This is a genomic window from Thiorhodococcus mannitoliphagus, from assembly GCF_010915725.1.
GTDB lineage: Bacteria > Pseudomonadota > Gammaproteobacteria > Chromatiales > Chromatiaceae > Thiorhodococcus > Thiorhodococcus mannitoliphagus.
Window position 1 is genome coordinate 1 of record NZ_JAAIJR010000038.1, and the last position, 26,238, is coordinate 26,238.

21 protein-coding genes are annotated in these 26,238 nt (G+C 62.0%); 4 read left to right on the plus strand and 17 right to left on the minus strand.

All coding sequences use genetic code 11. The annotated features are described in order from the left end of the window. Positions 1–302: 302 nt before the first annotated feature. The 3 genes from G3480_RS11035 to G3480_RS11045 all read right to left on the minus strand — a co-directional run bounded on the left by G3480_RS11035 (position 303) and on the right by G3480_RS11045 (position 4,306). Positions 303–1,376, minus strand: coding sequence for a DUF2333 family protein (locus tag G3480_RS11035; protein ID WP_164653948.1), 1,074 nt, complete (start codon positions 1,374–1,376; stop codon positions 303–305). Between the two features lie 101 nt (positions 1,377–1,477). After that, positions 1,478–2,944, minus strand: a complete 1,467-nt coding sequence (locus G3480_RS11040) for a glycosyl hydrolase family 57 (protein WP_164653949.1) — start codon at positions 2,942–2,944, stop codon at positions 1,478–1,480. A 75-nt stretch (positions 2,945–3,019) separates the two neighbouring features. Continuing rightward, positions 3,020–4,306 (minus strand): polysaccharide deacetylase family protein, encoded by a 1,287-nt coding sequence (locus G3480_RS11045; RefSeq protein WP_164653950.1) that lies wholly within the window; start codon positions 4,304–4,306, stop codon positions 3,020–3,022. Positions 4,307–4,953: 647 nt separating this feature from the next. Between G3480_RS11045 and G3480_RS11050 the strand changes: the two genes are divergently transcribed. After that, positions 4,954–5,193, plus strand: coding sequence for a hypothetical protein (locus G3480_RS11050; RefSeq protein WP_164653951.1), 240 nt, complete (start codon positions 4,954–4,956; stop codon positions 5,191–5,193). Between the two features lie 334 nt (positions 5,194–5,527). Here G3480_RS11050 and G3480_RS11055 read toward each other — a convergent pair whose 3' ends face one another. Then, entirely contained in the window at positions 5,528–5,770 is a 243-nt protein-coding gene (locus G3480_RS11055) for a hypothetical protein (protein WP_164653952.1), read from the minus strand. 523 nt (positions 5,771–6,293) lie between these two features. Here G3480_RS11055 and G3480_RS11060 point away from each other — a divergent pair. Then, complete coding sequence (locus G3480_RS11060; protein WP_164653953.1) at positions 6,294–6,755, plus strand: DUF2934 domain-containing protein; 462 nt, start codon at positions 6,294–6,296, stop codon at positions 6,753–6,755. A 151-nt stretch (positions 6,756–6,906) separates the two neighbouring features. Here G3480_RS11060 and G3480_RS11065 read toward each other — a convergent pair whose 3' ends face one another. Together G3480_RS11065 and G3480_RS11070 are read right to left on the minus strand one after the other, a co-directional pair. Next, the gene (locus G3480_RS11065; protein ID WP_164653954.1) at positions 6,907–7,578 is read right to left on the minus strand and encodes a DUF3334 family protein; all 672 of its coding nucleotides are present in this window, start codon (positions 7,576–7,578) and stop codon (positions 6,907–6,909) included. 346 nt (positions 7,579–7,924) lie between these two features. Continuing rightward, positions 7,925–8,572: a biliverdin-producing heme oxygenase gene (locus G3480_RS11070; protein WP_164653955.1), complete on the minus strand. Its 648-nt coding sequence runs from the start codon at positions 8,570–8,572 to the stop codon at positions 7,925–7,927. Between the two features lie 303 nt (positions 8,573–8,875). Here G3480_RS11070 and G3480_RS11075 point away from each other — a divergent pair, with 303 nt between their 5' ends. After that, the gene (locus G3480_RS11075; RefSeq protein ID WP_164653956.1) at positions 8,876–10,453 is read left to right on the plus strand and encodes a GAF domain-containing protein; all 1,578 of its coding nucleotides are present in this window, start codon (positions 8,876–8,878) and stop codon (positions 10,451–10,453) included. A 427-nt stretch (positions 10,454–10,880) separates the two neighbouring features. Here G3480_RS11075 and G3480_RS11080 read toward each other — a convergent pair whose 3' ends face one another. From G3480_RS11080 to G3480_RS11095, 4 genes are read right to left on the minus strand one after another with little or no spacing between them, the layout of a single operon-like run. Continuing rightward, positions 10,881–11,483, minus strand: coding sequence for a nucleotidyltransferase family protein (locus G3480_RS11080; protein ID WP_164653957.1), 603 nt, complete (start codon positions 11,481–11,483; stop codon positions 10,881–10,883). Between the two features lie 16 nt (positions 11,484–11,499). Next, positions 11,500–12,471, minus strand: a complete 972-nt coding sequence (locus tag G3480_RS11085; RefSeq protein WP_164653958.1) for an XdhC family protein — start codon at positions 12,469–12,471, stop codon at positions 11,500–11,502. Then, on the minus strand, positions 12,471–14,645 hold the full coding sequence (locus tag G3480_RS11090; protein WP_164653959.1) for a xanthine dehydrogenase family protein molybdopterin-binding subunit: 2,175 nt from the start codon (positions 14,643–14,645) through the stop codon (positions 12,471–12,473). Before G3480_RS11090 ends, G3480_RS11085 begins: the two co-directional genes overlap by 1 nt. A 10-nt stretch (positions 14,646–14,655) precedes the next feature. Further along, positions 14,656–15,111, minus strand: coding sequence for a (2Fe-2S)-binding protein (locus G3480_RS11095; RefSeq protein WP_164653960.1), 456 nt, complete (start codon positions 15,109–15,111; stop codon positions 14,656–14,658). 155 nt (positions 15,112–15,266) lie between these two features. Between G3480_RS11095 and G3480_RS11100 the strand changes: the two genes are divergently transcribed. Continuing rightward, positions 15,267–17,150 carry an LTA synthase family protein gene (locus G3480_RS11100; protein ID WP_338114117.1) on the plus strand — a complete coding sequence of 628 codons (1,884 nt, stop codon included), beginning with the start codon at positions 15,267–15,269 and terminating at the stop codon, positions 17,148–17,150. A 199-nt stretch (positions 17,151–17,349) separates the two neighbouring features. On the opposite strand, the gene G3480_RS29495 is transcribed toward G3480_RS11100, so the two are convergent. From G3480_RS29495 to G3480_RS28320, 7 genes are all read right to left on the minus strand, one after another. Further along, entirely contained in the window at positions 17,350–17,568 is a 219-nt protein-coding gene (locus tag G3480_RS29495) for a hypothetical protein (protein WP_206171666.1), read from the minus strand. Then, positions 17,537–18,025 carry a hypothetical protein gene (locus G3480_RS11105; RefSeq protein ID WP_206171667.1) on the minus strand — a complete coding sequence of 163 codons (489 nt, stop codon included), beginning with the start codon at positions 18,023–18,025 and terminating at the stop codon, positions 17,537–17,539. The genes G3480_RS29495 and G3480_RS11105 overlap by 32 nt, the downstream gene beginning before the upstream one ends. Before the next feature lie 2 nt (positions 18,026–18,027). Beyond that, a complete protein-coding gene (locus G3480_RS11110) occupies positions 18,028–19,749 on the minus strand; it encodes a DUF262 domain-containing protein (RefSeq protein WP_164653962.1) in 1,722 nt (573 codons plus the stop codon). Positions 19,750–19,767: 18 nt separating this feature from the next. After that, entirely contained in the window at positions 19,768–19,953 is a 186-nt protein-coding gene (locus tag G3480_RS11115) for a type II toxin-antitoxin system VapC family toxin (RefSeq protein ID WP_164653963.1), read from the minus strand. 71 nt (positions 19,954–20,024) lie between these two features. After that, positions 20,025–21,305: an adenosylmethionine--8-amino-7-oxononanoate transaminase gene (gene bioA / locus G3480_RS11120; RefSeq protein ID WP_164653964.1), complete on the minus strand. Its 1,281-nt coding sequence runs from the start codon at positions 21,303–21,305 to the stop codon at positions 20,025–20,027. Positions 21,306–21,477: 172 nt separating this feature from the next. Then, complete coding sequence (locus G3480_RS11125) at positions 21,478–22,914, minus strand: GTPase/DUF3482 domain-containing protein (protein WP_164653965.1); 1,437 nt, start codon at positions 22,912–22,914, stop codon at positions 21,478–21,480. Next, positions 22,914–26,024, minus strand: a complete 3,111-nt coding sequence (locus G3480_RS28320; protein ID WP_240905752.1) for a DUF2868 domain-containing protein — start codon at positions 26,022–26,024, stop codon at positions 22,914–22,916. Before G3480_RS28320 ends, G3480_RS11125 begins: the two co-directional genes overlap by 1 nt. Between the last annotated feature and the right edge of the window lie 214 nt (positions 26,025–26,238).

Here is a 26,238-nt window from a genome sequence, read left to right on the forward strand (position 1 = left end):
GCGTTCGTCCGTTGGCCATGCGGCCACCGCGGCTGTCTCCTGGTGCAGGTTGATCACCGTAGCCTCTTGATCAGGTTGAGATTTAATGCGGTCTAGCCTGGTGCTTGGCCGCGAATTAGGCAAGCCCATTGAACGGTATTGGGCTTAGGCGATTTCTGTCAATGTTCCGGCAAGCGCCTTAAGCACGCGGCCCTGCCCCACGTCCTCGACCGCATGGATCCTGTGGCGTCATGAAAAAAGGGGCAGCGCCGCAGCGCTGCCCCCTCGTTTCCCTCACGACCGTCTCTAACGAGACGCAGCGCTTACCCCTGTTGCAAGAGCTTACGCAAGTCGATCACCGCTGCGTTGGCCCTGGCGATGTAGGAGGCCATCACGAGCGAGTGGTTGGCCATTGGACCGAAGCCCGTGCCGTTCAGGATCAGCGGGCTCCAGATCGGGTCCTGCGTATCCTCCAGCTTCCTGATGATCTGCTGCAGCGAGACCAGGGCATTCTTGTCCTTGAGGACAGGCCCGAAGTCGATCTCCATCGCCCTTAGCGTATGCAGAAGCGCCCAGGTGTAGCCGCGCGCCTCGAAGAAGACATCATCGATCTTCATCCAGGGCGTCTTATTGCTGGACTCTTGCGGCACTGGCGTGGACTGCCGAGCATTAGGATCCCCCGCAAGATCCGTGTTCAAATCGCGTCCACCAACCGCATATGCCAGCCGTTGCGCCGTATTACCCAGTCGTTTCTCGACCAGCTCGAGATAGGAGGAGAGATTGTCCGCCCGCGCAAAGAACTGAGCATCGCGCGCCGTTTGATCCGAGAGGCGGATGAAGTAGCGCTCGAGCGCCTTCAAGCCCTTGCGGTACTCCGACTCTGTCGACGGCAGGATCCAGGAGTCCGAGTTGTAGTTGAACTGAGGCTGGGCAATCTGCAGGTCTTTGTCCTCGACCGACTGCGACTGGGCCCGACTGAAGTCGTTGCGCAAGGTATCGGCGAGGTCACGCAGCTCTGTCAGAGCGCCGAACTCCCAATTCGGAATGTTGTCGAGATAGATGCCCGGAGGCGAGACATCGTTGCTGAGATAGCCGCCCGGCTTATCCAGGAGCGTCTCCGCGATGCCGATCGCGGCCGCTGTCGTGTAGCTTCCAACGACCAACTGGGACTCGTCGCCGCCCGCCAGCTCGATCGCCTTCTCACGGACATCGAAGGTCTTCGGCGTGCGGGACCATAGGATGCCGAGGACGATGACGACCACGACGTAGGTGACGACGAAGAGCCCGATCGTCCACCAGAGACCCTTTTCCTTCCAGATTCGGGGATCATAGAGCGCGACCAGCGCCTTGATCCGCTCGGCTAGCCCCTTCTTCCCAGGGGCGGTCAGCATGTTCATGCATGTCTCCAAAGAATTGAGATTTTTAATAGGGTTGAACTTAAACATTCCCTTGCTGTAATTGGGGCAAAGCGATCGAATCCCAGCCTCGCCCGCAGTTCTCAAGCGAAATCGTGCCGAATGATCTCAGTCACGCGCCGGCAGATCTCGCGCCCATAATCCGTCCAGAGTCCTTGGCCCCAGTAACGGTAACAGCTCGTCTGCGAGGCCATGAGGTGAAAGAGCGCGTTGCGGTAGCGTGGATCGTCCGTCCCGACCCCCGACCCCAGCACTCGCTCAGCGAAGAGCGCGCTCGCCTCCTCCATCGGCCCGAGCACATTGTCGTAACCCTTCACCCAGGATAGGTCGCTCGTCCAACTCCCGCCGTCCATGTGGAATTGGCCGTCTTCCTGACGCAGGGCCTCGATGGTCTTGACCAACTTCTCGGGACCGTCGCCCGGCTGCATACGCGCCCAGATCCGATCCTGGAAGAGCGGCTGGACCTCTGGGAGATCGCTCTCTTGGATCCCAAGGGCAAACAGATACTCCAAGTACTCGCTCACGTTCATCAAGGGGGTCTGCGAATGGCTGGCGCCATTGACCGCCTCCATGAACTTCGGCGGGAACTCGTTCATCATGACGCCGCCGTTCTCGCCATCCGCAATCTGGGTCACGAGGGGCGGAATCGACCGACCGGCAAGCTCCACCCGATCCAGACTCTGGGCCTCATACCAGGGCTGCATCTGGGCGACGAGCTTGGTGTCCGACCCCTGCGTCTTGACGACGGCAATGATACTGGCCGTCTCGCCCTCGGAGTTGGTGCAGACCAGCCGGTGCGGGATGTGCGGACGCTCCGGGTGGCGGCCGTTGCTGATCTGCTGGACCGTGTGCTCCTGCACCAAGACCCATTGATAGCCGCAGTCGACCAGGGTCTTGACGAAGGCGTAGGCAACATCCGGATGGTTGGGTAGCGCCATTTCCGAGGGCGAGAAGCCGCGTACCCGCTCCAGCGCCTCCCAGCCGAACATGGCCGCGAAATGGTGCTGAAAGGCCTGCACGTGCAGCCGATAGTCCTGAATGGGTGTCGACGGCGCAACCGCGTGCCCCCAGGGCATTCCGAGCCATTCAATGGCCCAGTTGTAGTCCGGGTTGCAAGTGACCGTCTTGAGGGCGTCGATCACATGATCTTCGCCCATCTTGCGCAGGCCGTGCAGCAGCGTGCCGGAGTATTCGAGCATACAGCGCGGCGACTTACCCGCCCCAACCAGCTCGGGCACGAATTCGCCGATCCGCTTGTAACACCAGACGAAGGGACCCGCATTGTAGTTATCGCCAATGTCCTGATGCTCCATCATGTACTGGAGGTTGCTGATCAAGCCAGCGGTGCGAAGATCATCGCCACCGGCCGGGATCAAGGGCTGGTGCTGATGCAGCGCAATGGCGCAGGCGCTGCGGATGCTGCCGAAATCGATCCTGCCCGAGTCGGCGAAGAGCCTGCGCTCGCGACCGCGCGCAACGACCTTGTCCACCTCGGACTCTTGTCCGCAGACGTTTGGAACCTCTCCGACGTATTCTGGCATTGAACTCACGATGCGATCCTCGAAATCTGGTTTGGGTACAACAAAAGAACCGGACCCATTGGACCCGGACTGCGACCTGCAAGTCTACTCCTCGCCACGCACGCCTTGATCGGTTTGGCGCTCGACCAATACCTCCTCCACCTCAGACGCAGGAGCTTCGATCTCTTCCGACGCCACGCCTTGGGTGGACTCATGCAGGGCGGTCGCGCGCGCCAGAGCATCGCGGCTCGCTTGCTGCTCCGCCTCGGCGCGCGGGACCCAAGCCTCCCCCCAATAGAGGTTGCAGCTGGTCTCCGCTTTCAAAAGGTGCCAAAGCGCGGCTTCGATCGCACCCGACTCCGGACCCTCGGTCACGCCGCGCTCACCCGCCAGCCAGCGTGCATCATGAACCTGCTTGCTCAGCTCCGCGAAGGCCTCAAGGGCATCGCGCTGGCGCTCAGAGCCCGTCCATTGCGTAAAATCGCGCCCATGATGCCAACCGGTATTCCAGGCACCGGTACGCACCCGCACCTCGCCATGAGCCCCGTAGCGATCCAGATAGTCGTTCACGAAGGTCGGACGCAAGCTTGCCTCTGCCGAGCGCGCGTGCTCGAGCAGCGGCAGATAGAAGGCACTCCAGAAGTTGGCACCCTCCGTCACGTTGCGGAACCAGCCGCCGTTCTCACCGTCCGTGCAGGTCGTGACCAGCGGCGGAAAGTCGCACCACTTGGTTCGCTCCGCCACCTCGTTGAGAAACCACCCTAGCTCCATTCCGGATTCCTGGGCATCCGAAAGCTCGCGATCGCGCACGACAACGACGATCTCTTGCCCCCCATGACGGGCGATATGCGGACGATAACGGAGTTCCTGCCAACTCATCTCGGTGACAGGCTCGACATGTTCACTGTCAACGAAAACATAGCGATAGCCGCAGGCGCGCAACAGCGGGATGAGTTCCATGCTGAAGCCCATCTCAGGCGGCCAGAAGCCCTGGAAGCGCGGACGCCACAGGAGATGATGGGCGATACCCAGCCAGCGTTGCAGATGCTCCTTGCGATCCGCTTCAGGGATCAGCGGCAAGACAGGATGGTAATAGCCGGTCCCGACGATCTCGAACAGATTTTGATTTTGCAGGTGCCAGAGCAGCGCCCCACAGTCGACGATGCCGTAGACCTGCTGCTGAAAACTCGGGTCGGCCAGCGTCTCCAAAAGGGTTCCAGAGAGCGAGAGATGGACACGCGCGACGTCCTCGTGACCCCAGAGACTTCTTGGGATCCGGTCCAGCGCAAAGAGAATCTCCTTGGCCTCCCAGGCGCGGTGCTCCAAGAGATCTTGGAGATTGCCCGGGGGCTGGTGGAGGTTGAGCACAAGCGCATGCTGAGCAATCGTCATGACGAGACCCCGTGACTACTAGAGAGGAAGAGAATACGGGCTCGATCATCGAACCGACCATGAGGGTGGACGAGCAAGAGCAAAGTCAAGTCAAACAGAAAACGACCGGTCAGAACGATGATCGATGCGGAGAATACCAAAGCACAGGGCAGTGATTCACTACGACCCTGTGATTTTGATCGAGGTTGCCGACCCCCGATTGCGCGAAAAGACCGCGCACCGCGACTCGATCAACCCCTATCGATCAACGATCGCACGTCCGCCGAGCCACGGACGCGGGCTTGTCCCCCGACAAGAAGCCCACCACCTTCAGCGTTGGAGGGTACCCCAAGCCTCTGATGACCAAAATATTGGCACGGTATTGTGGCGCTTGCGAAAGGACCGGGGCGCACTCCCCTTCAATGACAGCTGAGGCCCGGAGACGCGCGCTAAGAAAGCGTCCATCAACAAATTCCCCCCTTTCGCAAAGGGGGGTGAAGGGGGGATTTCGGGCGGGATCGCTCGCATCGGGAAACAATTGATGGGCGTTCTCTAAGGCAAGACGCAACGACGACACCTGCCGGTCCCACGGGGCTTACGAAAGAGCGCACTCCTGAACTGCCTGAACAGCCGAAGACAGAACAGCGCTAGCGAGCGATATCGAGATTATGCAGAACGTCATTGTCGACCAAGATTCCAAGTCCCTGAGCGAGCGCTTCGCCTTGATCCAGAGTCCAAGGCGGTCGCGAGCCCGATTCCCTGCGGGCTGCGTCGCGCTCGTCGGTGATGAATCGGCCGCACGCGCCGGCGCAAATCCGGAAAAGCGGCTGCATCCAGCCGTCGTCTATGGCCCCTCGGCATCCTCTGAGGGCCAGCAGGTCTATTACCTCGTGCGCTGGCTGGAATGAGCGCGGCCAAACGACAAGACACTCAGAGCAGAGTCGCCGGAGAGCACGTCGACGCCATGATTACGCGCGACACGGCTGCACACGGCGTATCACGAGGGACGCAGCCTCCATGGGTACTGGACGATGTCAGCCTAGGAGTGCTGTAGAGACATGGCTCCAACAGCGACATGCTCGTGCTTGCGCGGAAGCGCTAGGTCGACTTCTGGCAGGACGAGGCCGCCTCCTCTCTCGGACGCGTCTTCGCAAGGGCCCGCCGACTTGTGGAGTCCTACGATCGCCCCATACTTCTAACCCTGAATGAGAAGATCCGCGAGCGCTTGCTCACCATCTTGGATCAGAGCTTCGCCAGCACCCATGTCTTGGTGCTCTTGGAGTTCTTGGCGTCGCCTTCGTCGGCAACCTGAGCGCGCTCATAGCCCTGCAACTGGAACGACGGCGCGAATGTGCCATCATGAGGGCGACCGGGATAACAGGCGGCCAATCTCGGCTTTCTCGCCCTGACGCAGACATCCATGCTCGACATCGTCGCTGGCTTAGAGGATATCCGGTTCAGAACTTGCGTATAAAGCACAAGCATCTGTAATTTCTTGAATATATCGCTGGACTCTAACACCACGACGATTCGGCGATTGATCCTTTAGATGTTGTAAATTATATAATTTCAAGGCTTAAGCATATTCTGTTCCGGATATCCTCTTATTGGCCCTCCCACTGGGACTCCTCATGGGCGGACTGCTGATTCAGGTCATCAAGGCGCGCTCTTGCTGATGGTCGATCGGCTTTTCGGTTAATCAGGCCCCATTGGTTTATAGCCTGATGCTGATGTGGCTGACGGCCTTCTTGGCAGACATCGATCCTGCGGTGCGGTCGGCTCGGGCGGATCCTGCTCCGGACCTGCGCACGGGGTGAGCAATGGGCGTCGATAGGCGTGCCAAGGGCCATAGGATTGTGTACAAAGGGGCGGGGGAACTCGCGGTTTGGGTGTATCCTAAAGTGGTCCCGCCAAGCTGTGCAGCAATGGATCGAGCCGGCCTTTTCTTTGGGGCCTGAGTGAAACGACTTCCAACAAAACCTTGAACCTAACGAGGCAAACGACAAAGATGGCTGACGACAAGATCGTAACCAAGAAGACGGCGGCGAAGAAAACGGCTTCGAAGACGACGCCCCCCAAGAAGGCTGCGGTCAGCCAGTCGACGGCCAAGACCACGACAGCCGCGGCAACGCCAGACGCCTCTCCAAAGGTCGCCAAGAAGACAGCAGCGAAGACCACGACCAAGAAGACGGCCGCAAAGGCAGCCACGCCGAAGGCCACCACCAAAGCAGCCCCGCAGGCACCCGCCCCTCAGGCACCCGCCGCACAGCCGTCGGCAGAGCGCTCCGGAAGCCTGCGTCAGCTCGCCAAAGTAACCCCGCAGAAACGGCTCGACATGATCAAGGAAGCGGCCTACTACCGCGCCGAGAAGCGCAACTTCGCGGCCGGACACGAAGCCGAGGACTGGGCCTTGGCCGAGCAAGAGATCGACGATCTGATCGGACGCGCCAAGGCAATGACGGGGCTATAAGGGAAGCGAGCCGAGCTTGCTGAGCCGGTCCGAAGTCAGCTCGCGTCAAATATCGCGCGGACGGCCCGACGTCGCCAGCGCAGCCGAAGCGACACTGACCTCGGCCGGAAATCGCGCCGCGCTCGGGTTACCGCACCCGCTGTTGAGTTGCTCAGATACCTAGCTCGTCGAGCAGGTCTTGATCGACCAGATCGTCTCGGGCGGTCGTCGCCACAGTTCGCTGACTCACCTCTTCGACGATTCGATCCGGGTCAACCTCTTCGAGTTCGAAGTCGTGAAGCTTAATGAACTCAGTCTTGTCCATTGCCAGCTCCATGTAGAAAACGCTGCGTCGCTCCGTCGTGAAGGAGACCCGCCGAGCCTGCGCACGGTCCAGGTTCGTGTCGATGCTGACGAGCACCTCCTTGTTGATGGCGAGCATCTTGGGCTGGTTCTGATTGATCGAGACCATCAGCTCATGACCCACCTTCCCGGTGAAGTCACCGACGATCTGATTCATCAACTCTCCCAGCATGTTGCCGACCTCATCGGAGGTGTGCTGGGTCGCCAGCTCAGACTCTGGCATCCCCATGCTCATCATGTAGGCCCGATAGATCTCCATGGCCGACTGCGCACAGAAATTCATGATCACCAGCCCCGAAAAACCGCCGTCGAAGATCACGAAGCAGCCGATATCCGGGCGCAGACAGGTGCGCGTAATCTTCTGCACCATGGGTGAATAATTGATGTCCGTCTGCGTCGCAGTCGTAAGCACCTTCTTCACGGAGCCGCACAGCAGCACCAGGATATCGTCGGTTGTGAGTGTCTTTGACTTTGCGGCCACTGTCTCTTCCTGCAATCTGGCTCGCGAACCGAAGCGGCGGCAGCTCGATGATCGAGCGGACCTGAGCAAGGCTCTTGAAGCGCGGTTGATAACGCATCCGGGCGTAGCGGGGCGAGGCCCCAGATCTCACCAACCTCCGGAATGCATGTGTCGATCGAAAAGCCTATTCAGGGTTGATGTCGGCCTGTTCGGCGCTCTGATGAGTGGCCGATCACTGCGGCTCTTCCTGCCCGCTCAAGCGGTCTCCGGTTCGACTCGGATGTTGTAATGGATTTCGGACCCTAGCGCTGTGATGACATCCACAGACCGACTCGGCGCTGTCACAAACGCGGTCATGGCGCCAACCTCAATCTAACTCACCCCATTGGGCGAGATTGCGATGCACCTGGTCAAAGGTCGCCAAGGCACCGTGAATCACGCCGTCCGCATCCAAACGCCCCGCCTCAGCGAGCGCAGTCAGTTCCTGCGAGAAATGCTTCCAGACGCTTGAGGTCTTGCGGCCGTGGAAATCTAGGAAGGACCCGGCGCCAAAGGCGTCGCCCAAAACGCGCGCGAGATGGCGCGCAATGGTGCGGCCACCCAAAGTTGCGCCCTCCAAGACATAGATCCCCCCCACCAGGGCACTCTCATCGCTCGGGGCAAGCGGCTCCAACGGCTCATGCCAGCGCGCGACCTCGGGTCGCGGCGTCCAGGTCTCGCCCTGCTCGCTGAGATCGCGCAGCAAAGCCGGCATCTTCGGGCGAACGCCGAGTCGCTCGACCAGCTCTTCACTCAGCCCGCCATAGAGCTGCTCCTCCACGGGCGCATAGATACCCGCCATGACCACAAGGTAGCGCCGGTAGGCGTCGCGCGTCACAGCATCCGACATCAGCGCTACCATCAGGGGCAGACGTTCCACTGCCTCATGCGCCTCTGCGGTCTCCCGGCGCAATCGCAAGGCTAGGCTGCCAGAGTCCGTGCGCGATGATCGAGATTGAGCAAAAGTCTCCGTCATTCGATAATCCTGCTCCGATACAAGCCGCGAGAACCTTGAGGGCGCAAAATGCTTGCAGATCAGTCAAATTTCAATGAAGCGTCCGACCATCCAAGGCCGTCGGTATCGGTATCGAGACGACGATAGCGATCCCGATGGCATGACTCGTCGGTCTGAGGCCAAGCCTCGCTAGAGTTTACCCCATCGGTGATCGAGCAACCGGACACTTGCGCGTCACCCCGCTCGGGGTGATCGGCGAGGCAGAGCGCTCGATGATCCAGGGTGGTCGCCTATCGCGCGCAAGATGGACAGAGGACAAATACGATGAGCGAGCTTTCTCTTCAAGGCTTTCTAGCCGAATGCGAGCGCGAGCAGCTGCATCTGGCGCAGAGCATCCAGCCTTTCGGATGCCTCATCGGAGGTCAGAGCGGCGATTCGCGCATTTGCTTCGTGAGCGCCAATGTCGAGGAATGGACAGGGCACTCCGCAGACGCCTTGCTGGGCCATCCCTTCAGCAACTTCCTGCCCGATTTCCCACCCAAGACAGAGTTGGCCGATGTTGCCGCGACGCCAGATGCCTGGATGCAGCCCACCCCGGAGAAGCGTCTCTATCCAAAGCTGCTGACCGGACCGTCAGGCGACTTGGACGGACTCCTGTCCTGCAATGCGTCCAACTGGCTGCTCGAACTCGAGGCCAGTCTGCCACCAACGCTGGAGCGCGAGGCCTATCGCTTGGTACCGCACCGGCTCTACCGCATGCCCTACACAGAGCATGACTGGATCGCTCAGTGCCAGTACCTAGCCGATGAGCTGAGGGCGGTGACGGGGTTCGAGCGTGTCATGATCTATCGTTTCCGGCCCGACGGCTGTGGCGAAGTCATTAGCGAAAGCCTCGCCGATACGCTACCGCCCTACCTTGGTCTGCGCTACCCCGCCTCGGACATCCCCCAGATTGCGCGCCAGCTCTACTTGAGCAATCGCCATCGCCAAATCCCGGATGTCGAATCCACCACGGTTCCCATCCTCAGTCACCAAGGCGCCCTCGCCGACCTCAGCCTCGCGGACCTGCGCGCCGTCTCACCAGTGCATGTGCAATATCTAAAGAACATGGGCGTGACGGCCTCACTCTCATTTTCCATCATCCTATCTGGGCAGCTTTGGGGGCTCGTGGCCTGCTACAACAGCACTCCGAGCAATCTGCACCTTGCCGTTCGGGAGCGCTGCGCCGAGATGACGCAGGTCTTTACGCTCTCGATCGGCGGCTACCAGAGCACCCGGCGCCTGCTGGAACTCAGCGAGAGCGACCAAGATGTCGCCGATCTGATCGAGGCGCTGCGCCTAGCCCATGCCGGCCAAGCCTTTATCCCGGAGGCGAGCATGGACAGAGGCGAGCACCTCGGCCCGACGCTGGGACGATCGCTCCTGTCGCTCGTCGGAGCGGCTGGCGCCACGCTCATCGAAGGCAACAGCATCTACTCCTTTGGCTCGGCACCTGAGCGCGACGCCGTCCGCGAGGTCTACCAATGGCTTTGCGAGCAGCACGAAGCGCCGCTCTTCGCGACAGACGCCCTGTCCAAGCACTATGAGCCAGCGGCCGCCTTCGTCAGCCGCGCAAGCGGATTGCTCGCCGTGCGCATCCGTCAGAGCGAAGACAGCGCGGCAAGCGCCTTCCTTTGGTGGCGACCGGAGCAGCCCCAATGCGTTCATTGGGCCGGCGATCCGCGCAAGAGCGCGATGTTCGACGCGCAGAGCAATACGCTCTCGCCGCGTTCGTCCTTCGAGCGCTGGATCGAAACGACCTCAGGACACGCCGAGCCCTGGACGGATGCCGACCTGCTCAGGGCCAAGAAATTCCGCAGCCTCGTCCTACGCGATCTCAACGCGAGCCTGCTGCGAGCCTGAGAGGCTGTCTGGAAATCATCGTAGAGGCTCCTAGGATCCTTGAGGGCGCAAAATGCTCGCAGATGAGTCAAATTTCGATGAAGCGTCCGACCATCCAAGGCCGTCGGGATCGGGATCGGGATCGGGATCGAACCGACGATAGCGATTCCGATCCCGAGAGCGATCCCGATGGCATGACGCGTCGGTCTGAGGCGAAGCCTCCCTAGGAGTTTCCAGACAGCTTCTGAGGCTTTTCAATAACTCACGGCGCACGAACTCAAGGCACAGGCGCAGCGGCCAAGATGCATTCGCGCACGATTTCAGGCAAGGGCGGGATAGCGCCGACCTGCTCGATGCGATCCTTGAACTGGAGTTGGTTGCGCATCGCCAGACAGGCATCACGTCGGCAGGTGCGACCTCTTCAAGCGAGACGCTTGCGCGTCCTATCTCAGTGCTGCGGAGGCCCTGAAATAGGGTCCAGTTCCACGTAGATGTCCTCGGGTTCATCGACGTCCAAGAGGATGCCGCTGTCATCCGTTGGCAAGAGCACGACAGGGTCCGACGCTGCCGCAATGAGGCGATGCGCCCCAGCATCCCCGTTCAGGGCAAGCAACCGATCGCGATAACCCCGCGCGAAGCCGACCGGATGACCGCGCCTGCCGTTGAAGCTGGGAGCACAGATTTGCGCCCCGGCCGCGAGTGCGTCAACGACGCGCCGAATGGTGATCGGCCGGATCCAGGGCATGTCGGCCAAGGCGATCACCCAAGCATCCGCATCCAGCGCAGTCGCGACGCCCGTTGCAATGCTGAGTCCCATCCCCTGCTCGGGGGCCGGACTCTCGGCCACACTCGCCCCAGCGCCCCGCATCATCTCAGCCAGGCGCAGGTCACCGGGACGCGTCACGACGACAGTCGCGATCCCCGCCCCGATCAGGGCACGCGCAGCCTTCAGCCCGACCGGCTCGCCATCCGGCATGCGGGCAAGGAGCTTGTCCTTACCGAAGCGACGGCCCGCGCCAGCGGCCAGCAAGACCCCAACGACGCGACTCATACCCCATCGACGCCATTCATACCCCATCGACGCGGCCATTTCGCGCCGCCGTGATCCCGGCCATGATGGACAGGGCGATCTCGGCCGGCCCTTTGCTGCCGATCGGGATGCCAGCGGGGGCATCCAGACGATCAAGGTGCTCGGGCTCCAGCCCCAGGCTCAGAAGACGCTCGCGCCGTGCCGCCGCGGTCGCCTTGGAGCCGAGCGCGCCGATGTAGAAGGCCGGCGAGGTCAGCGCCTCGCTGAGTGCAAGGTCGTCCTGCTTGGGATCATGGGAGAGCGTGACAATGGCGCTGCGGGGGCTCGCGCCGAGGTGGCGGACGGCATCGTCCGGCATCAAACGGCAGTAGGCGACATCCGCCAGCGGCGCTGGGTCGGCAAAGAGATCACGGGGATCGCAAATGGTGACGCGATAGTCGAGCAGACGGGCCATGCGGGCCAGATTGCGCGCGAGCTGACCGTCGCCGATCAGCAGCAGGTGCCACGCCGTGCCCAGAACCTTGGTGACGGCCTGCGCGTCGACCGCGAAGTCTGGCCGTCCGACACCCGAGAGCAGGCTGACCTCGCCCGTTCGCAGACACAGCCGTCGCGCCACCAGCTCGCCGGCCTCCAAGCGCTTGAGCAAGGCGGCGATCGGCGCCTCGGCGGACAGCGCCTCGACCATGAGGGCCAGCCGCCCGCCGCACGGCAATCCCAGACGATTGGCCTCCAGCCAGTCCACCCCGAAATCCACCCGCGCCGGAAAAGGACCGCCCAGCTCGCCACTGCGGTAGCGCTCAGCCAGCGCCTGCTCGACACAACCGCCGGAGACCGAGCCGACCATGGCACCGTCGCGCCGGATGGCCAGCCAAGCCCCCGGCGGACGCGGGGAGGAGCCCCAAGTCTGAAGCACTGTCACCAGTGCGACGCGTTCGTCCGCGGCCAGCCACCGTCGCACCTGAGCCAAGAGTTCGAGGTCAGCGGGCGAGCCAGACTCAGCGATCGGCATCAGGCGAGCTTGAGCGGCAGGGTGCGCAACCGCTGCCCGGTCGCTGCGGCCAGGGCGTTGGCGACGGCCGGCGCAATCACCGGCGTCGCCGGCTCACCAACGCCCGTCGGGGCCTCTGCCGAAGGGACGATATGGACCTCGACCTCCGGCATCTGGTCCATGCGCAGGACCTGATAATCGTGGAAGTTCGACTGCTCGACGCGCCCGTCCTTCAGGGTCAGACTGCTGACCAGGGCGGCGGCCAACCCGTAGCCCATGCCGCCCTCCATCTGCGCCTTGATGACGTCTGGGTTGACGGCCATCCCGCAGTCGACGGCAATCACGACCCGGTCGACACGAAAGGCCTTGCCGCGCACCCTCACCTCGGCCACCTGGGCAACATAGGAGTTGAACGACGCGTGCACCGCGACACCGCGCGCGCGTCCCTCCGGCAAGGGAGTCCCCCAGCCCGCCTTCTCGGCCGCCAGTTTGAGCACACCCTGATGGCGCGGATGTCCGTCGAGCAGTTCCATGCGGTAATCGACAGGATCACGACCGGCAGCCGCCGCCAGTTCGTCGATGATGCACTCCACGGCGAAGGCCGTGTGCGTGTGACCCACGGAGCGCCACCACTGGATCGGCACCGGCAGCTTGGGCGAATGCAGATCGACATAGAGGTTGGGCACACCATAGGCGAGATTCGCGGCGCCTTCGACCGAGAGCCGGTCCACCCCGTCGACGACCATTCGAGCTTCCATGCCCGCGTCTACGGCAATGGACTGGCCCACGATGCGATGATGCCAGGCCACCGGCCTGCCATCGGCATCGAGCCCGGCACGCACCCGGTGAAAGAAGAGCGGGCGGTACCAGCCGGCGCGGGTGTCGTCCTCGCGCGTCCACTGGAGCTTGACCGCTGTCTTGCCGCCGGCGGCCTTGAAGATCTCAGCGGCCTCCGAGGTGAAGTCGGCTTTGGGGTTGCCGCGCCGGCCGAAGGAGCTGCCGGCGTAGAGCATGTCGATACGCACCTGCTCGGGCCTGAGGCCGAGCACGGCGGCAACGCCGGCTTGGGTCCGGGTCTGCGACTGCTCACCGTTGATCACACGCACCCCGTCCGCATCGGGCAGGATGACGCAGTTCAGGGGCTCCATCGCGGCATGCGCCAGGAAGGGCACGGCAAAATCGCCCTCGACGACCTTGTCGGCTGACGCCAAGGCCGCCTCGGCATCACCCTGCACCGCGGCGACCGCGCCCGGCGCCTCGACCAGCGTCTTATAGTGTTCCAAGATCGCGTCGGAACTCAGCTTGAAGGCGTCGCTCTCGTCCCACTCGAGACGCAGCCGATCACGTCCCCGCTTGGCAGTCCAAAAGTCACCGGCGAGAACCGCAACACCAGAGGGTATCTGGACGACCTTCTCGACGCCCTTGATCGCCATCGCCGGCCCTGGATCGAAGGACTTGAGGCGGGCTCCGAATCTGGGCGGATGCGCAACAACCGCCGTCAGGAGCCCAGGCAGCGAGACATCCTGGGTATAGCGGGCACTGCCGTCGATCTTGTCCGCCGTATCCTTGCGCCGAAGTGTGGCATCGCCGATGAGACGGAACTCCTTCGGGTCCTTGACAAAGACGCTCTCCGGGACGGGCAGCTCAGCGGCCGCCTCAGCCAGCTCGCCGAAGCTCGCGCGCTGACCGCTGGCGTGACTGAGCTGACCGTCGCGCACCTGAATCTCCTGGGCGTCAACCTGCCAGCGCTTGGCAGCAGCCTCGATCAGCATCTGCCGCGCGACGGCGCCCGCCTCGCGCATCTGCTGCCAAGAATTCGCCATGGAGGTACTGCCGCCCGTGCCCTGGGTCGGCCCCCAGAAGAGATTGTTGTAGCGGCTCGCATCGGCCGGCGCGCCCTCGACACGCACCTGATCCCAGCGCGCGTCGAGTTCCTCGGCAACCAGCGTCGGCAGCCCGGTATAAGTCCCCTGCCCCATCTCCAGATGCTTGACGATGACGGTGACGCTGTCGTCCGTGCCAATGCGCACGAAGGCGTTGGGTTCCAAGGCTGCCGTGGCACCGTCAGCGGCCGGGGCAGCCTCGAGCAGCCGCGAAAAGCCCCCCAGGTGAGCGCCGAGCGTCAGACCCGCCCCGGCGGCCAGGCCCTGCTGGAGAAAACCGCGACGGCTGAGATTCGTGATCTGGTTTCGCATATCCCTCTCCTCAGGCCAAGGCGGCCGCAGCCTGCTTGATCGCAGAACGGATGCGCGCATAGGTGGCGCACCGGCAAATGTTGCCCGACATGGCGGCGTCGATATCCGCATCTGTCGGCGCGGGGTTCTGCGTCAGCAGGGCCGTCGCGGACATGATCTGACCCGACTGGCAAAAACCGCATTGGATCACGTCCAGCTCGGCCCAGGCGGCTTGGATGGCGCGTCCCTCCCGACTCTCGAGCCCTTCGATCGTCAAGACGCTCCCACCGGCCGCCGCTGAAAGCGGCGTCGAGCAGGAGCGCACGGCGGCCCCGTTCAGAAAGACCGTGCAGACGCCGCACTGCGCAATGCCGCAGCCGTACTTGGTGCCGGTGAGTCCGATGTGCTCTCGGATCACCCACAGCAAGGGCGTATCCGGATCCAGGTCGAGCGCGTGCTGGCGACCGTTGACTCTGATCTCGACCATCTCTGACTCCTTCGTGGTGCTGGGTCCGCTGCGGTTAAGGTGTCGTTCAGCTTGGTGACGCTATTGTTACGCTTCCAAGACATTTTGATGACAATCCGGTAGGCTCGATGAGGTTAATCGCATCTCTCACAACCATGGATTCAGTCCCTGATCGCGTGAAACTTCCCAAGGTCTCACACCCTCTGCTGCGCGGCGCGCTCTCCTGGATCGCGGCGCTGCTCTTTGTCGTCATTTGGTACTTCGCGGCCCAGATGGCCATCGATGGCTTCTTCCAGGTCAAGCCCGAGGATGCGTCCTATGGCCGCGATCTAGCCGCGCATCTCATCATTGGCGCGATCCTCTTCGGGATCGCTCGCTCGCTGCCCCCTTTCATGCTTGCCGCGAGCGTCCTCTTCAGCGCGCTGACGGCGAGCAATGCCGCCAAGCTGGCCATCCTCGGCGCCCCGGTCATGCCGGACGATTTCGCCGCCGCGCGCAACATGCTGCTGCTACTGGACGGCTGGCTGCTGCTCGGCGCCGTCCTGCTCGTGGCAGTCCCCATCTTCCTGCTCGGCTGGATGATCGCCTGGAAACACCCCAGGGCCTGGGTCGGTCTCGGCCTCGCTGGCGTCGCCGTCTCACTCTTGGTGAGCTATCCCGGCTTGGTTGCCGCCGAGTTGGACAAGAGATTCGGTAACTCGGTTTGGAACCAGCCGCAGAACTATCAGAAGCGTGGCCTCCCCATCCACCTCCTTCAAGAGACAGCGCGGAATCTCTCCCGTCGCGTGGCACCGCCAACCGAGGAGGAGGTTCTAGACGCCTTGACCGCTCTGAATCCGCCGTCCCAAGCCGGCTTGCTCAAGGTCGCGACCAAGACCCAGCCCAGCCGCAACGTCCATCTGATCCTGCTCGAGTCCTTTTGGGACCCCTTGTTGCTCGAGGCCTCCAGGCTCTCCGCCGACCCTATCGCGCCGGCTTTCCGCCAGCTGTGGGCCGCAACCGAGCAATCGCATCTGCTCTCGCCAGTCTTTGGGGGCTACACCGCCAACACAGAGTTCGAGGTACTCTGCGGCTTCCCGGTCACGGCGAACAATGTCTACTTCGAGACGGGCCTCAGGCGCGACGCGCCATGTCTGCCGCAGCATCTCGTCGAAGTTGGGTATCACAGCATCGCCTCGCATCCCAACGCGGCATCTTTCTGGAATCGCGTCAACGCCTATCGGCGCATCGGGTTCGAGACCTATCTGGCGGACAAGGATTTCCAGATGGACGACATGAACCGCTCCTTCCTGAGCGATGCATCCCTCTATCGCCAGATCCTTGAGCGGATCGGCCCGGAGCTGAGCGCTGGGCGACCGATGCTGAATTACGTCCTGACCTACTTCGGGCACCTGCCCTACCCGCTCAACGCGAAGCGGCCCGCCGTCATCGAGGCGGCGGAAGGCCACGAGGTGGTCGCCGCCTACGCCAATACCATCTACTACAAGTCGCGTGAGCTGATGGCGTTCTTGGAGAGGCTGAGAGAGACCGATCCGGATGCGCTCATCGTCCTCTTCGGCGACCACTTGCCTGCGCTCACGCCTAACTTCGGCGGCTATACCGAATCGGGCCTGCTCGCCAAGCGGCGCGGTGAACTCAAGGATGAAATGTTCCGCACCCTGGCCGAAACCCCACTGATCGTCATCGACGGCAAGCGTGGCCCTGTCGCCGTTGGGGATGTACCCGCCTACCAGCTCCCGGCCCTCATCCTCGACCTGCTCGACGATCAGCGGCCCACCATGCTGCGTCTCGCGCAACAAGCCAAGGGCGAGGCGTCGATTCGCCCTTTGCCCGGTGTGCATTTCACGCTCGACGGGGACGCTATCCGCGTTTGCCGCAATGAAGAGCGCGACGCTCGGGCTTGCGCCGAATCCACACAATGGATCAAAGCCGTCGAAACACTGCGCAACGATCTCTTCGGCGGCCATCAGCACAGCCTGCGCGAGTTCGAGATCCCCAACGACGGCTTCCGTGAGGCCTCGGCCACGCCCTCTGATTCAGCGCCGGAACGATACTTCTAGCGAGGCTTCGCCTCAGACCGACGAGTCACGCCATCGGGATCGCTATCGGAATCGGAATCGCTATCCTCGGTTCGATACCGATACCGACATCGGCCTCGATCATCCTGCGATCCAAGCGCGCGCTCGGTAGGAGCGGCGCCCCGCCGCGACGGGCGCGCGATCGCGGCGAGGCGCCGCTCCCACGTCGCTTTACCTGAAACTAGGCAGCCCAATGATCAACGCCCCGATACCGATACCAATACCGATACCGATACCGACGGCCTTGGATGGTCGGACGCTTCATCGAAATTTGACTCATCTGCAAGCATTTTGCGCCCTCAAGGATTCTAGAGCGTCCAGAATCGAGTTCGTGATTGCGTAGCGAGCGCAGGATTTCCGCGAGATAGTCAACCACGAAGCCGTAGGCGTCGGAGCACATCTCTCCGCGAATGATGTCGATTTCCCAGCCAGATCAGGCCGGCCGTATCCTCAGGCTTCAGAAGCTTCCTGAGCGCCTCCTTGCGCTTGATCGCCTGAAAGAACTCCGCGTGAGACTGCACCACGTCGGCGAACTCAAACCCCAGGTCAAGCTCTGAAAGCCACAGCGCCGCCTGGTCGGCACGAAACTCGCCTGCGGCCAACTGCACGTCGAGCAGCCAGTTATCAAGATCGTCCGGTTGCGGCCCCTCTCGGTACAGCAAAAACTTCTGCTCCGGTTCTTCCCGCAGGATGCGGTACTTCAGGCCGTACTCGTTGTTCTTGACTTCGAGTTTCTCGATGCCCGGCAGCGTCAGCGCATCGAAGTCGCCGCGCAGCTCCTCCTTGGTGTCGTCCGACAAGACGATGCGGTGTCGCTCGAAGAGCTTGGTCAGTGCCTGGGCGACGCGATTGTCCAAAACTAGCCTCCAAAGTCGATTCTCCAGATACCGGCGGCGATGTTGGCCAGTTGTTGTTGCCTGGATTCAATTTTTTGTTCATCCCAGCGATCATAGTGCTCAGCAATGGCCTTCGTGATGTGGAAACCACTGTCTTGGTAGATCAGTCGTTTTGCGGCGTAATCGCGATTACCCAGATCGCGATTCCGGTTCGTCTCCAGCGGTGTCATGTTGCCGATCCGATAGATCAAGCGATCCTGTTTTGCCTCTTCGAGATGCGACCAAGCGTCGGATGGCGACTCAGGCAGGATGTGCTCAAGATTGTACGTGGCGCTTTCAAAATCGAAATCTTGCCCAGATCGCTGACGCTCGATCTCGAAGAAGATATAGCGAACGACTTTCTTGTTCCGGCTGTTCGTCGTCCGCAGTTCCTTCTCGGTGAATGCGGATTTGAACTGGGCGTCGTCGGGATAAATCTCTCGCAGTGAGGCGATCACCTCATGGACATGGATGAGGGTTCCGTTGGACACCTTCCAGGCGATGTCGTTATAGAGGCGCTCCTGCTCATGGGTTTGGAGATTGCAGATCACGTTGTAACGGAACGACACGACCGCGATGGCGGTCAGAATGCGCGTGAATGCACTCCGCTCAACTTCATGGAACCTGGCATGACACGCCATGAGCATTGCCAGCGGCTGGCGGACATTGAACATCGAGAGCTGTGCAAGGGCCTGCTTCTCTTCGCGGTTCCAGGAGGCGTCTTGTGGGTCACGTAAAGCGGCATAGACGGATGCCGATTGATCGAGATCGCGCAGAAGCTGAAACGCGGCCTCCCGACTCGTAATCCGCTTGCGGATCGTCTTGAACAGATCGGACTTGCGCACCAGCTTGTGACGGCTGTTCCAAAAGACCCGCAGAAACTCCGGAAAGCTCTCGCTGCCGAGCAACCCAACGATGCGTTCCCAACGCTCCTCTAGAGATTTGAGTTCGGTTTCATGGGTGTTCGGCGTACTGACGACCGAAAACAGGTAATTCTTGAGCAGATCGGTCGCCGACAGCCGGACCCCACGGGCATTGAGCGTTTCAAAGACCTTGAAGGCATTGAGTTCGTCGGTGACGGTGATCACCGTGAAGAAGAGTTGATCGACCAACTGATCGAGAAAGCCGGCCAGCTCTCGGCCACTCGTGGCGGTCATGCCCACATAGGCTTTGATCCGCTCCTTGAACCAATGAAACGCCTTGCGCAATTGATGCTCAGAGGCGTTCAGACCGCGCTGCGGCAGTTTTTCGAGCGGAACCAGATAGGTCTGATAGAAGCGGTTGTTATGGCGATTCAGTTCCAGTTTGGAACGCGGCACCAGGCTGACCGGATCGAGATAGCCGATATAGCTGTTTTGGAGCTGCTCCTTGCGCTTGGCATTGTTCTCCGGGTCGAGCTTGGCGGCCACCAGATCCTGAAGAGACCCCAGCGCCGCCAGGATCATGATGCTGAGCGTGGTCAGGCGCTGCTGTCCATCGATGATGTCGAACTCCTTGCTGTTCGAGGATTGCAGCACCAGGTATCCCATGTAGTGTGACGACTCTCCGTCCTCCTCGAACAGGGCCAGAATGTCCTGCCACAGATCGTCCCATTCATCCTCGCTCCAGGAATAATCACGCTGAAAGGGCGGCACGCGATAACTCAATCCGTTGCCCAATAATTGGCGAAACGTCGAGTTGGTGGTGTTGAAGTTCAGGGTTGCCATCACGATTGAATCTCTGAATCACCATATTCGGGAGACACCATAAGCATCGAAATTCTCGTCGCAGCTCACCAGCGGTATCTCTTCGGCCATCGACGGCGCGATCAGTAGATGCTCGAACGGATCCCGATGATGGAAAGGCAAGTCGGTCAACTGCGCGGTATGCCGGGGCGTAATCGGCAATATCCCGAACGCGTTGGTCGCCAATTCCCGCTCTATGAATTGGGCGTAGGGTTCCGGCAACGCATACTTACCCAGACTGATCTTGATGGCGATTTCTAAGAAGCCCCGACCACTGCGCGAACCGCGCCGCAAAGGTGCTCGAGCTGGGCGTCCGTGATGACATAGGGCGGCATCAGGTAGATGAGCCGACCAAAGGGTCGCACCCAAACACCACGCTCGACGAAGCGGCGCTGAATCTCGCGCATCCCAACCGGCTGCTCCATCTCGACCACTCCGATCCCGCCGAGGACGCGGACATCCGCGACGCCATCGGCGCCACGACAAGGCTCGAGACCGGCCGCCATGATGCGGGCCAGCCGCTGGATATTGGCCTGCCAGTCGCCAGATAGCAGCAGCTCGATGCTGGCGTTCGCAATGGCGCAGGCCAGCGGATTGCCCATGAAGGTCGGGCCATGCATGAAGACGCCCGGCTCGCCCGAGGAGATGGTGTCGGCCACGCGGCGCGAGGCCAAGGTCGCCGCGAGGGTGAGATAGCCACCCGTCAGGGCCTTGCCGAGGGTCATGATGTCCGGGGCGATGTCGGCGTGCTCGCAGGCGAAGAGACGACCGGTGCGGCCGAAGCCGGTCGCGATCTCGTCGGCAATCAGGAGTACATCGAAGCCATCGCACAGCGCGCGGACCTGACTCAGATATTCCGCGCTGTAGAAGCGCATCCCGCCCGCCCCCTGGACGATGGGCTCGAGAATGACGGCCGCCAGTTCCCGATGATGGCGCTCGATCAGCGCCGTGAAGGCGCCGATATCCTCCGCGGCGCAGGCGGTGCCAAATCTGGATGTCGGCGCCGGGGCGAAGACCTGCTGCGGCAGGACGCGGCTGAAGAGATGATGCATCCCCGTTACAGGATCACAGACCGACATGGCTGCGAAGGTGTCGCCGTGGTAGCCGGAGCGGATCGTCATCAAGCGATGCTTCTCTGGGCGCCCGGAGGAGATCCAGAACTGCAAGGCCATCTTGATCGCGACCTCGACGGACACCGAGCCAGAGTCGCAGAGGAAAACGGACTCAAGCGGCTCGGGCGAGAGGTCGACCAGCGACTTGACCAGCCGCATCGCCGGCGCATGGGTCAGCCCGCCAAACATGACATGCGACATGACATCCAGCTGCTCGCGCGCCGCCTGGTTGAGTACCGGATGGTTGTAGCCATGGATGGCGCACCACCAGGAGGCCATGCCGTCGATCAGCACGCGCCCGTCCATCAGTTCCAGTTCGCAGCCTCTAGCCGCCTTTACCGGATAGACGGGGTCACGGTCGATGGTGGACGTATAGGGATGCCAGGCATGCGCCTGGTCGATGGATAGGATCTCGTCGCTCTTCACTCGCTCACTCAATCCGGCCAGAAGTCGGCGGACATCAGGTCTGCAAGGCTCCATGGACAGGCTTTGGCAAAGGCCGCCTCGTCGCCGTGCAATTTCAGGTAATCGCGCGAGGCCCGAGCCGATCAGCCGCTCACCGAGAAAGCGCTAGGCTGGCGGCTGGCAACCGCCAAGCTCACAGATGACTGCGGCTATCGATCTCGCTCAATGACACCCCATGCAGGATGCGTTTGATGATCTCGACACAGTCTTCCTCGAGATCAGACTCCTTGCCGCGCCGCGCCGCGTTGAAGAACTTGGCGAGCGTGCGCTGCTCCTGAGCAGACAGCTCTTCCGTGAAGCCGTGCTTGACGACATCCTTTTCGGGAACCCTGTCAGGCGCGTCCTCGTCGGCAGCTTGACGCCCATGCGCCCAATTCATCGCCCTAGCGCAATAGAGCACGATGCGATCGAGCAGAACAAAGGGAAAACGCGGATTCGACACCGGTCCGATGGTGAAGACGTGGGTATTGGGGGCGCGCTCGATGTTGAGCTTCGCCAGGGCCTTACCACCCATGACACCGAGGAAACCGCCAGTGGCCGCACCGAGCAGCGCCCCGGTGCCAAGCGAATGTCCCGCGGTCGCGAGATCCAGGGTGACACCAGAGGCCGCGCCAGCGGCCATACCGACCACGGCGAGCTGCCGCCGCGAGAGCCCCAGTGCTTGGCCCACCTCCTCTGACAGTAAGTCCTGACCGAGCAGTGAGTCGGACTTCACATTCCAGACGTTGTGGCGAAAATGAGCGCGGATCTGCTCCTGCGCGTCTCTCTCAAGCCTGCGCAGTCCGTCCTCGAACTCTGCGGTAATTTCCTCCCTGACCCGATCCCGTCCGCTCTGAAAGATCACCTTGCCGCTCTTGACCGTCTTGGACGCCTTGAAGGAGAGCGCGTCCTTGAGAAGCGTGATGATGGTGCCGACGGCCTGATCGGTGCGGCGCTCCCAGTCACGCTCAAAGGCGTCCACCGCTTCCTCCACCTGCGGCTCCCAGCGCTGGTCGATGGCCTTTAGCGCATTCAGCAAACGAATGCGCTCGGCATAGGTCGCCCGATGGGCGTTGAAATCGCGAATCGAGTTGAACGCCTTGCTCAGGGCATCCTGCCAGAGGCTCATGTGGCGATTCTGATTACTCAAATTGTTGAGGATCGCCATGCGCGGGCGCGCGGTGAGCCGCAGCAACTCGATCTCGACCCTGTCCTTCTCCTTGATGCGCTTGGAGCCATCGACGACCAAGATGATCCCGGCACCATCGGCGACCGGTTCAAGGAGCGCGACATCGTGCGCGTAAAGCGGATCGGCCCGGTGCGCCTTGACGAAGGACTTGGCCAGGTCGCGCTCGTTCTCGTTCGCTTGGAACCACTCTAGAATGGCATTGGGATTCTGAAAGCCGGGCGTATCGATGAACTCGATAACGGTGCGGCCATCGATCACCACCGGATAGACATCGGAAGCGGTCGTGGTGCCCGCACGCTTGTCGATCGCGATGCAGTCATTCTCAGTCAAAGTGGCCACTACGGAGGACTTCCCGGCGTTAGGGTGCCCCATGATGGCCAGTCGCGGTATCTTCGCCGCCATCAGACTTCTCCTTCCTCACTCGAGGGTGCCAGCATCTCTAAACGCAGATAGGGGTCCGCCATCTGGTCGATCTTACGCTGCCAATCCGTGTAATCGAACCTCGAGACTGGCGGCAGTCGATCCTCATCCTCTGGATCTCCAACCAGCGACAGGAGCAGCTGGGCGTGCTGCCCCGCCCTCGCCCTCAGCTCGCGCAGGAAGATCAAGTTCTCGGTGATGGGCGGTTGGGAGCCATCTTGCAGCACCGCGACACGCGGCGGCGGCGCCTGCCAGTCGATCTCGTCTAGCAGGGCAATGGCCTGGGCGGTCATGGCGCTTCCAGCGCCGAAAGTCGCATAGGCTCCGACGCGCCAGCCGCTGAGGCTGAGCAGCAGTTCTTCGAGCCGCGGTCGGTCTTCTTCTTCCAAGACATCGTCGACATCGACGTGGACCAAGAGCAGACAGGCGTCTGGAGCGAAGACCAGAGCACCCTCTTGCTCTCCGCCCGCAGCCGGAGGCTCAGCTTCCAGTGGAGCGACTTCCACCTGATCCAGCGGCTGTGGCTCATCCGTCAACGCCTCGGGCGTCTCTGGGCGCGCGGGTGCTGCGACTGGAGCCTCCGGCTCTGCGAGGATCTCCGCCTCGGCAGTCTCAACGAAGGCGCTCTCAAGCGTCGCCTCAGGCTCCGGCTGCTGCTCGGATTCGTCCCGAGGCGACTCAACCTCGATCTCTGAAGGCTCCTCGAGAGGCGTTTCTGCTGTTTCTTGCAGCTCCGTCGCCGGTCTCTCAGCCTCTGAAGGCTCAGGCTCAGGCTCAGGCTCAGGCTCAGGCTCAGGTTCTTGGAGCTTGGCGGACTCCAAAGGCTCCTCTTCCTCGACCGACGGCCCAATCTCGGCTGACGCCTCTTCTTCCTGCGCTTCCGGGGGTTGCTCAGGTGCAGGCTCGGTGACCTGCGACTCGAAGGACTCGGCAGCATCCTCGACCTCGGTCGATTCAAGCGCTTCGCGGTCTTCCGCGACCTCAGCCTCCTCGCTCGCCTCAGGCATCTCGGCCTCGAACTGGACCGAGGACGGCTCGACGTCATCTGGATCGACGTCATCGACAGAGGGATCGGCGGCCTCCTCGACCTCGGGCTCGACCGACGAAGGCTCGACTTGCGCCTCGGACGGCTCGACGACATCGACTGAGTCCGCAGCGCTGGGAGTCTCCGCAACCTCCAAGGTCTCAGGAGCGGGAACCCCTTCTTCCTGCTCCTCGAGCGGAAGCGCTGCCTCAACCTCGGCAGACCCGTCTTCCTGATCGGTCACGGACGAACTGGGCTCCTGTCCAGCCTCGGCCGAGACCTCCGGCTCCGGCTCCGGCTCAGGCTCAAGCTCAGGCTCAGGCTCAGGCTCAAGCTCAGGCTCAGGCTCCGGCTCAAGCTCAGGCTCAGGCTCCGGCTCAAGCTCAGGCTCAGGCTCCGGCTCAGGGATTGGACTCGCCTGGACCGCTTCGATCTCCGTCGCGCTCCCATCCTGGGTGGACGCTTCCGCAGCTGGCTGCTCGACCACCTCGGGCCTTTCCGATGTCGCTGGCGTCTCTACCTCTGACGACGGCTCGACCCGAGAAACCTCGGCGGCAGAAGCCTCCTGAGCAGGCTCGCGCGATCCTTCCTGGGCAGAGGTATCGGGCATTCGGACCTGCGGCGCCGCAGTTACCGGATCACGCAGCTCAGACGTTATCTCTCTAGGTTTGGTCTCTTCGCTAAGACCCTTCTCATCGCTTTTTGGGGCAGGCTCGTCCTTTACTGGGGCAGGCTTGAACGGACCCCGACGGATCTTCGCCGGCGTCTCCTCCCGCCAAGGACGCTTAGCGACCGCTGATTTGCCCTCAGTCAAGGGACCGATCAGCCCGGACCTCGGCTTGCTCGGTCCCAGCTGGCTGGGGATAGGCATCTCCACGCCCTGTCCGGAAGACTTGCTCTCGATGTCCAGTCGCGGCGTCAGCATGCGCGCATAGAGCGCTTGAATCCGGCCATGCGTGAAGGTCAATCGAGACAAGGCAAGGCGCTGTGCGAGCATGGACGCGCCAAGCAAGATGAGACGCGGCAGCAAGCCGTAGGTCGTGACCGCGAGCACCAGGAACCAGCGCCAAGACCTCAGGTGCTCCGGATCCGGCCTGGATCCAGGCGCGAAAGACGCCCACTGTTCCATGTAGATCCGCGAGCCCTCGATCTGCTCCAAGGTTGGATAGCCCACGCCCTCCCCGAACAGCCAACTCCAGGGCGATGCAATGACGCGAACGATGTCGAAGATAGTCTGAGGATGCGCCGCCAAGGAGGTCCCCCAGCCGAAGGCGATATCCGTGAACCACTCGAGCGCAATGGCGGTGATGACGACACCGACGTTGAAGGCGACACCAAAGACCTGGGCAAGGATGACGAGCGGCATGACCGACACCGAGCCGTAGACCGCGTACTGAGACTTCAGCAAACCCTGCGTCGCCAGCGCCCGCTCGCGGATCTCGTTCGGGCTGTGGGAGAGCCGCTGCTGCTGCAGCCAATTCGCCGCACGTATGACGAACGGCCGAATGACGTAGCCGAGAAGCCAAGACTCATCGACCGACGGCTTGTCGCGGCGCAAGGCGCGACGCAGCCAGGTCCAAACTGCGGCCAGAACGATGCCGAATTGGACCACCACCAGCAGAAAGACGAACCAAGGCACGCTGACAGGCGCACGGCCGTCATAGTTGAGCAGGGCCGACGCGACCCCGATTCCAAGCAGGAAGCCCAAGGCGGCCAGGCCATAGCTCCCAAGACGCTGCGCGGCGCCGAAGGCATTGCCTGGCAGGAGCCCACGAATGCTGGGATCCTCGCCATTGCGCCTCGACTTGAGCCAGAGGCGAAGGCTGAGCCGACGATGTCCCGGAGCGTGCGGCGCTTGCCCCTCGGTGTGTCCTTCGATCTCGTCCAAGTAAAGGGATCTGTCCCGATCCGCCAACGCCTTGCGCGACGCGGGGTTCTCACGCAGTTCGCGCTCATCGGCATCAAGGTAGTACTCGAAATCGATGAGATCCGCGACGCTCCAGTCGTCCATCTTGACCTTCGGCGTATCCGCTTGGGTCCAATCGTCCGGTTGCTGTCGAGGCTCCATAGCTGATGCCTTGTTCTTAAACCTGAGTTTGAGGCCGAGCGCGGGATGCGCAGCAAGAATGGGAATAGTCCCACAGTCGAGGCATCAATTCATCGGCCGGCGTTGCGGCGCCAGGCATACGCGATCGCGCAGGAATGGGTCCACCCCAAGCGGTTCGACAACCTAAGGAGAACCAGACCACGCTAGGACGGGAAGCGGCCTTGATCATCGTTCG

Bases quoted from the DNA above. Each gene is read 5' to 3' on its own strand.
- G3480_RS11110 (WP_164653962.1), bottom strand. From the start codon at position 19,749: ATGGCAACCCTGAACTTCAACACCACCAACTCGACGTTTCGCCAATTA.
- G3480_RS11070 (WP_164653955.1), bottom strand. From the start codon at position 8,572: ATGACGGAGACTTTTGCTCAATCTCGATCATCGCGCACGGACTCTGGC.
- G3480_RS28320 (WP_240905752.1), bottom strand. From the start codon at position 26,024: ATGGAGCCTCGACAGCAACCGGACGATTGGACCCAAGCGGATACGCCG.
- G3480_RS11045 (WP_164653950.1), bottom strand. From the start codon at position 4,306: ATGACGATTGCTCAGCATGCGCTTGTGCTCAACCTCCACCAGCCCCCG.
- G3480_RS11055 (WP_164653952.1), bottom strand. From the start codon at position 5,770: ATGCTTGTGCTTTATACGCAAGTTCTGAACCGGATATCCTCTAAGCCA.
- G3480_RS29495 (WP_206171666.1), bottom strand. From the start codon at position 17,568: ATGTGCTCCGACGCCTACGGCTTCGTGGTTGACTATCTCGCGGAAATC.
- G3480_RS11080 (WP_164653957.1), bottom strand. From the start codon at position 11,483: ATGAGTCGCGTCGTTGGGGTCTTGCTGGCCGCTGGCGCGGGCCGTCGC.
- G3480_RS11050 (WP_164653951.1), top strand. From the start codon at position 4,954: ATGCAGAACGTCATTGTCGACCAAGATTCCAAGTCCCTGAGCGAGCGC.
- G3480_RS11125 (WP_164653965.1), bottom strand. From the start codon at position 22,914: ATGGCGGCGAAGATACCGCGACTGGCCATCATGGGGCACCCTAACGCC.
- G3480_RS11095 (WP_164653960.1), bottom strand. From the start codon at position 15,111: ATGGTCGAGATCAGAGTCAACGGTCGCCAGCACGCGCTCGACCTGGAT.
- G3480_RS11090 (WP_164653959.1), bottom strand. From the start codon at position 14,645: ATGCGAAACCAGATCACGAATCTCAGCCGTCGCGGTTTTCTCCAGCAG.
- G3480_RS11085 (WP_164653958.1), bottom strand. From the start codon at position 12,471: ATGCCGATCGCTGAGTCTGGCTCGCCCGCTGACCTCGAACTCTTGGCT.
- G3480_RS11075 (WP_164653956.1), top strand. From the start codon at position 8,876: ATGAGCGAGCTTTCTCTTCAAGGCTTTCTAGCCGAATGCGAGCGCGAG.
- G3480_RS11035 (WP_164653948.1), bottom strand. From the start codon at position 1,376: ATGAACATGCTGACCGCCCCTGGGAAGAAGGGGCTAGCCGAGCGGATC.
- G3480_RS11060 (WP_164653953.1), top strand. From the start codon at position 6,294: ATGGCTGACGACAAGATCGTAACCAAGAAGACGGCGGCGAAGAAAACG.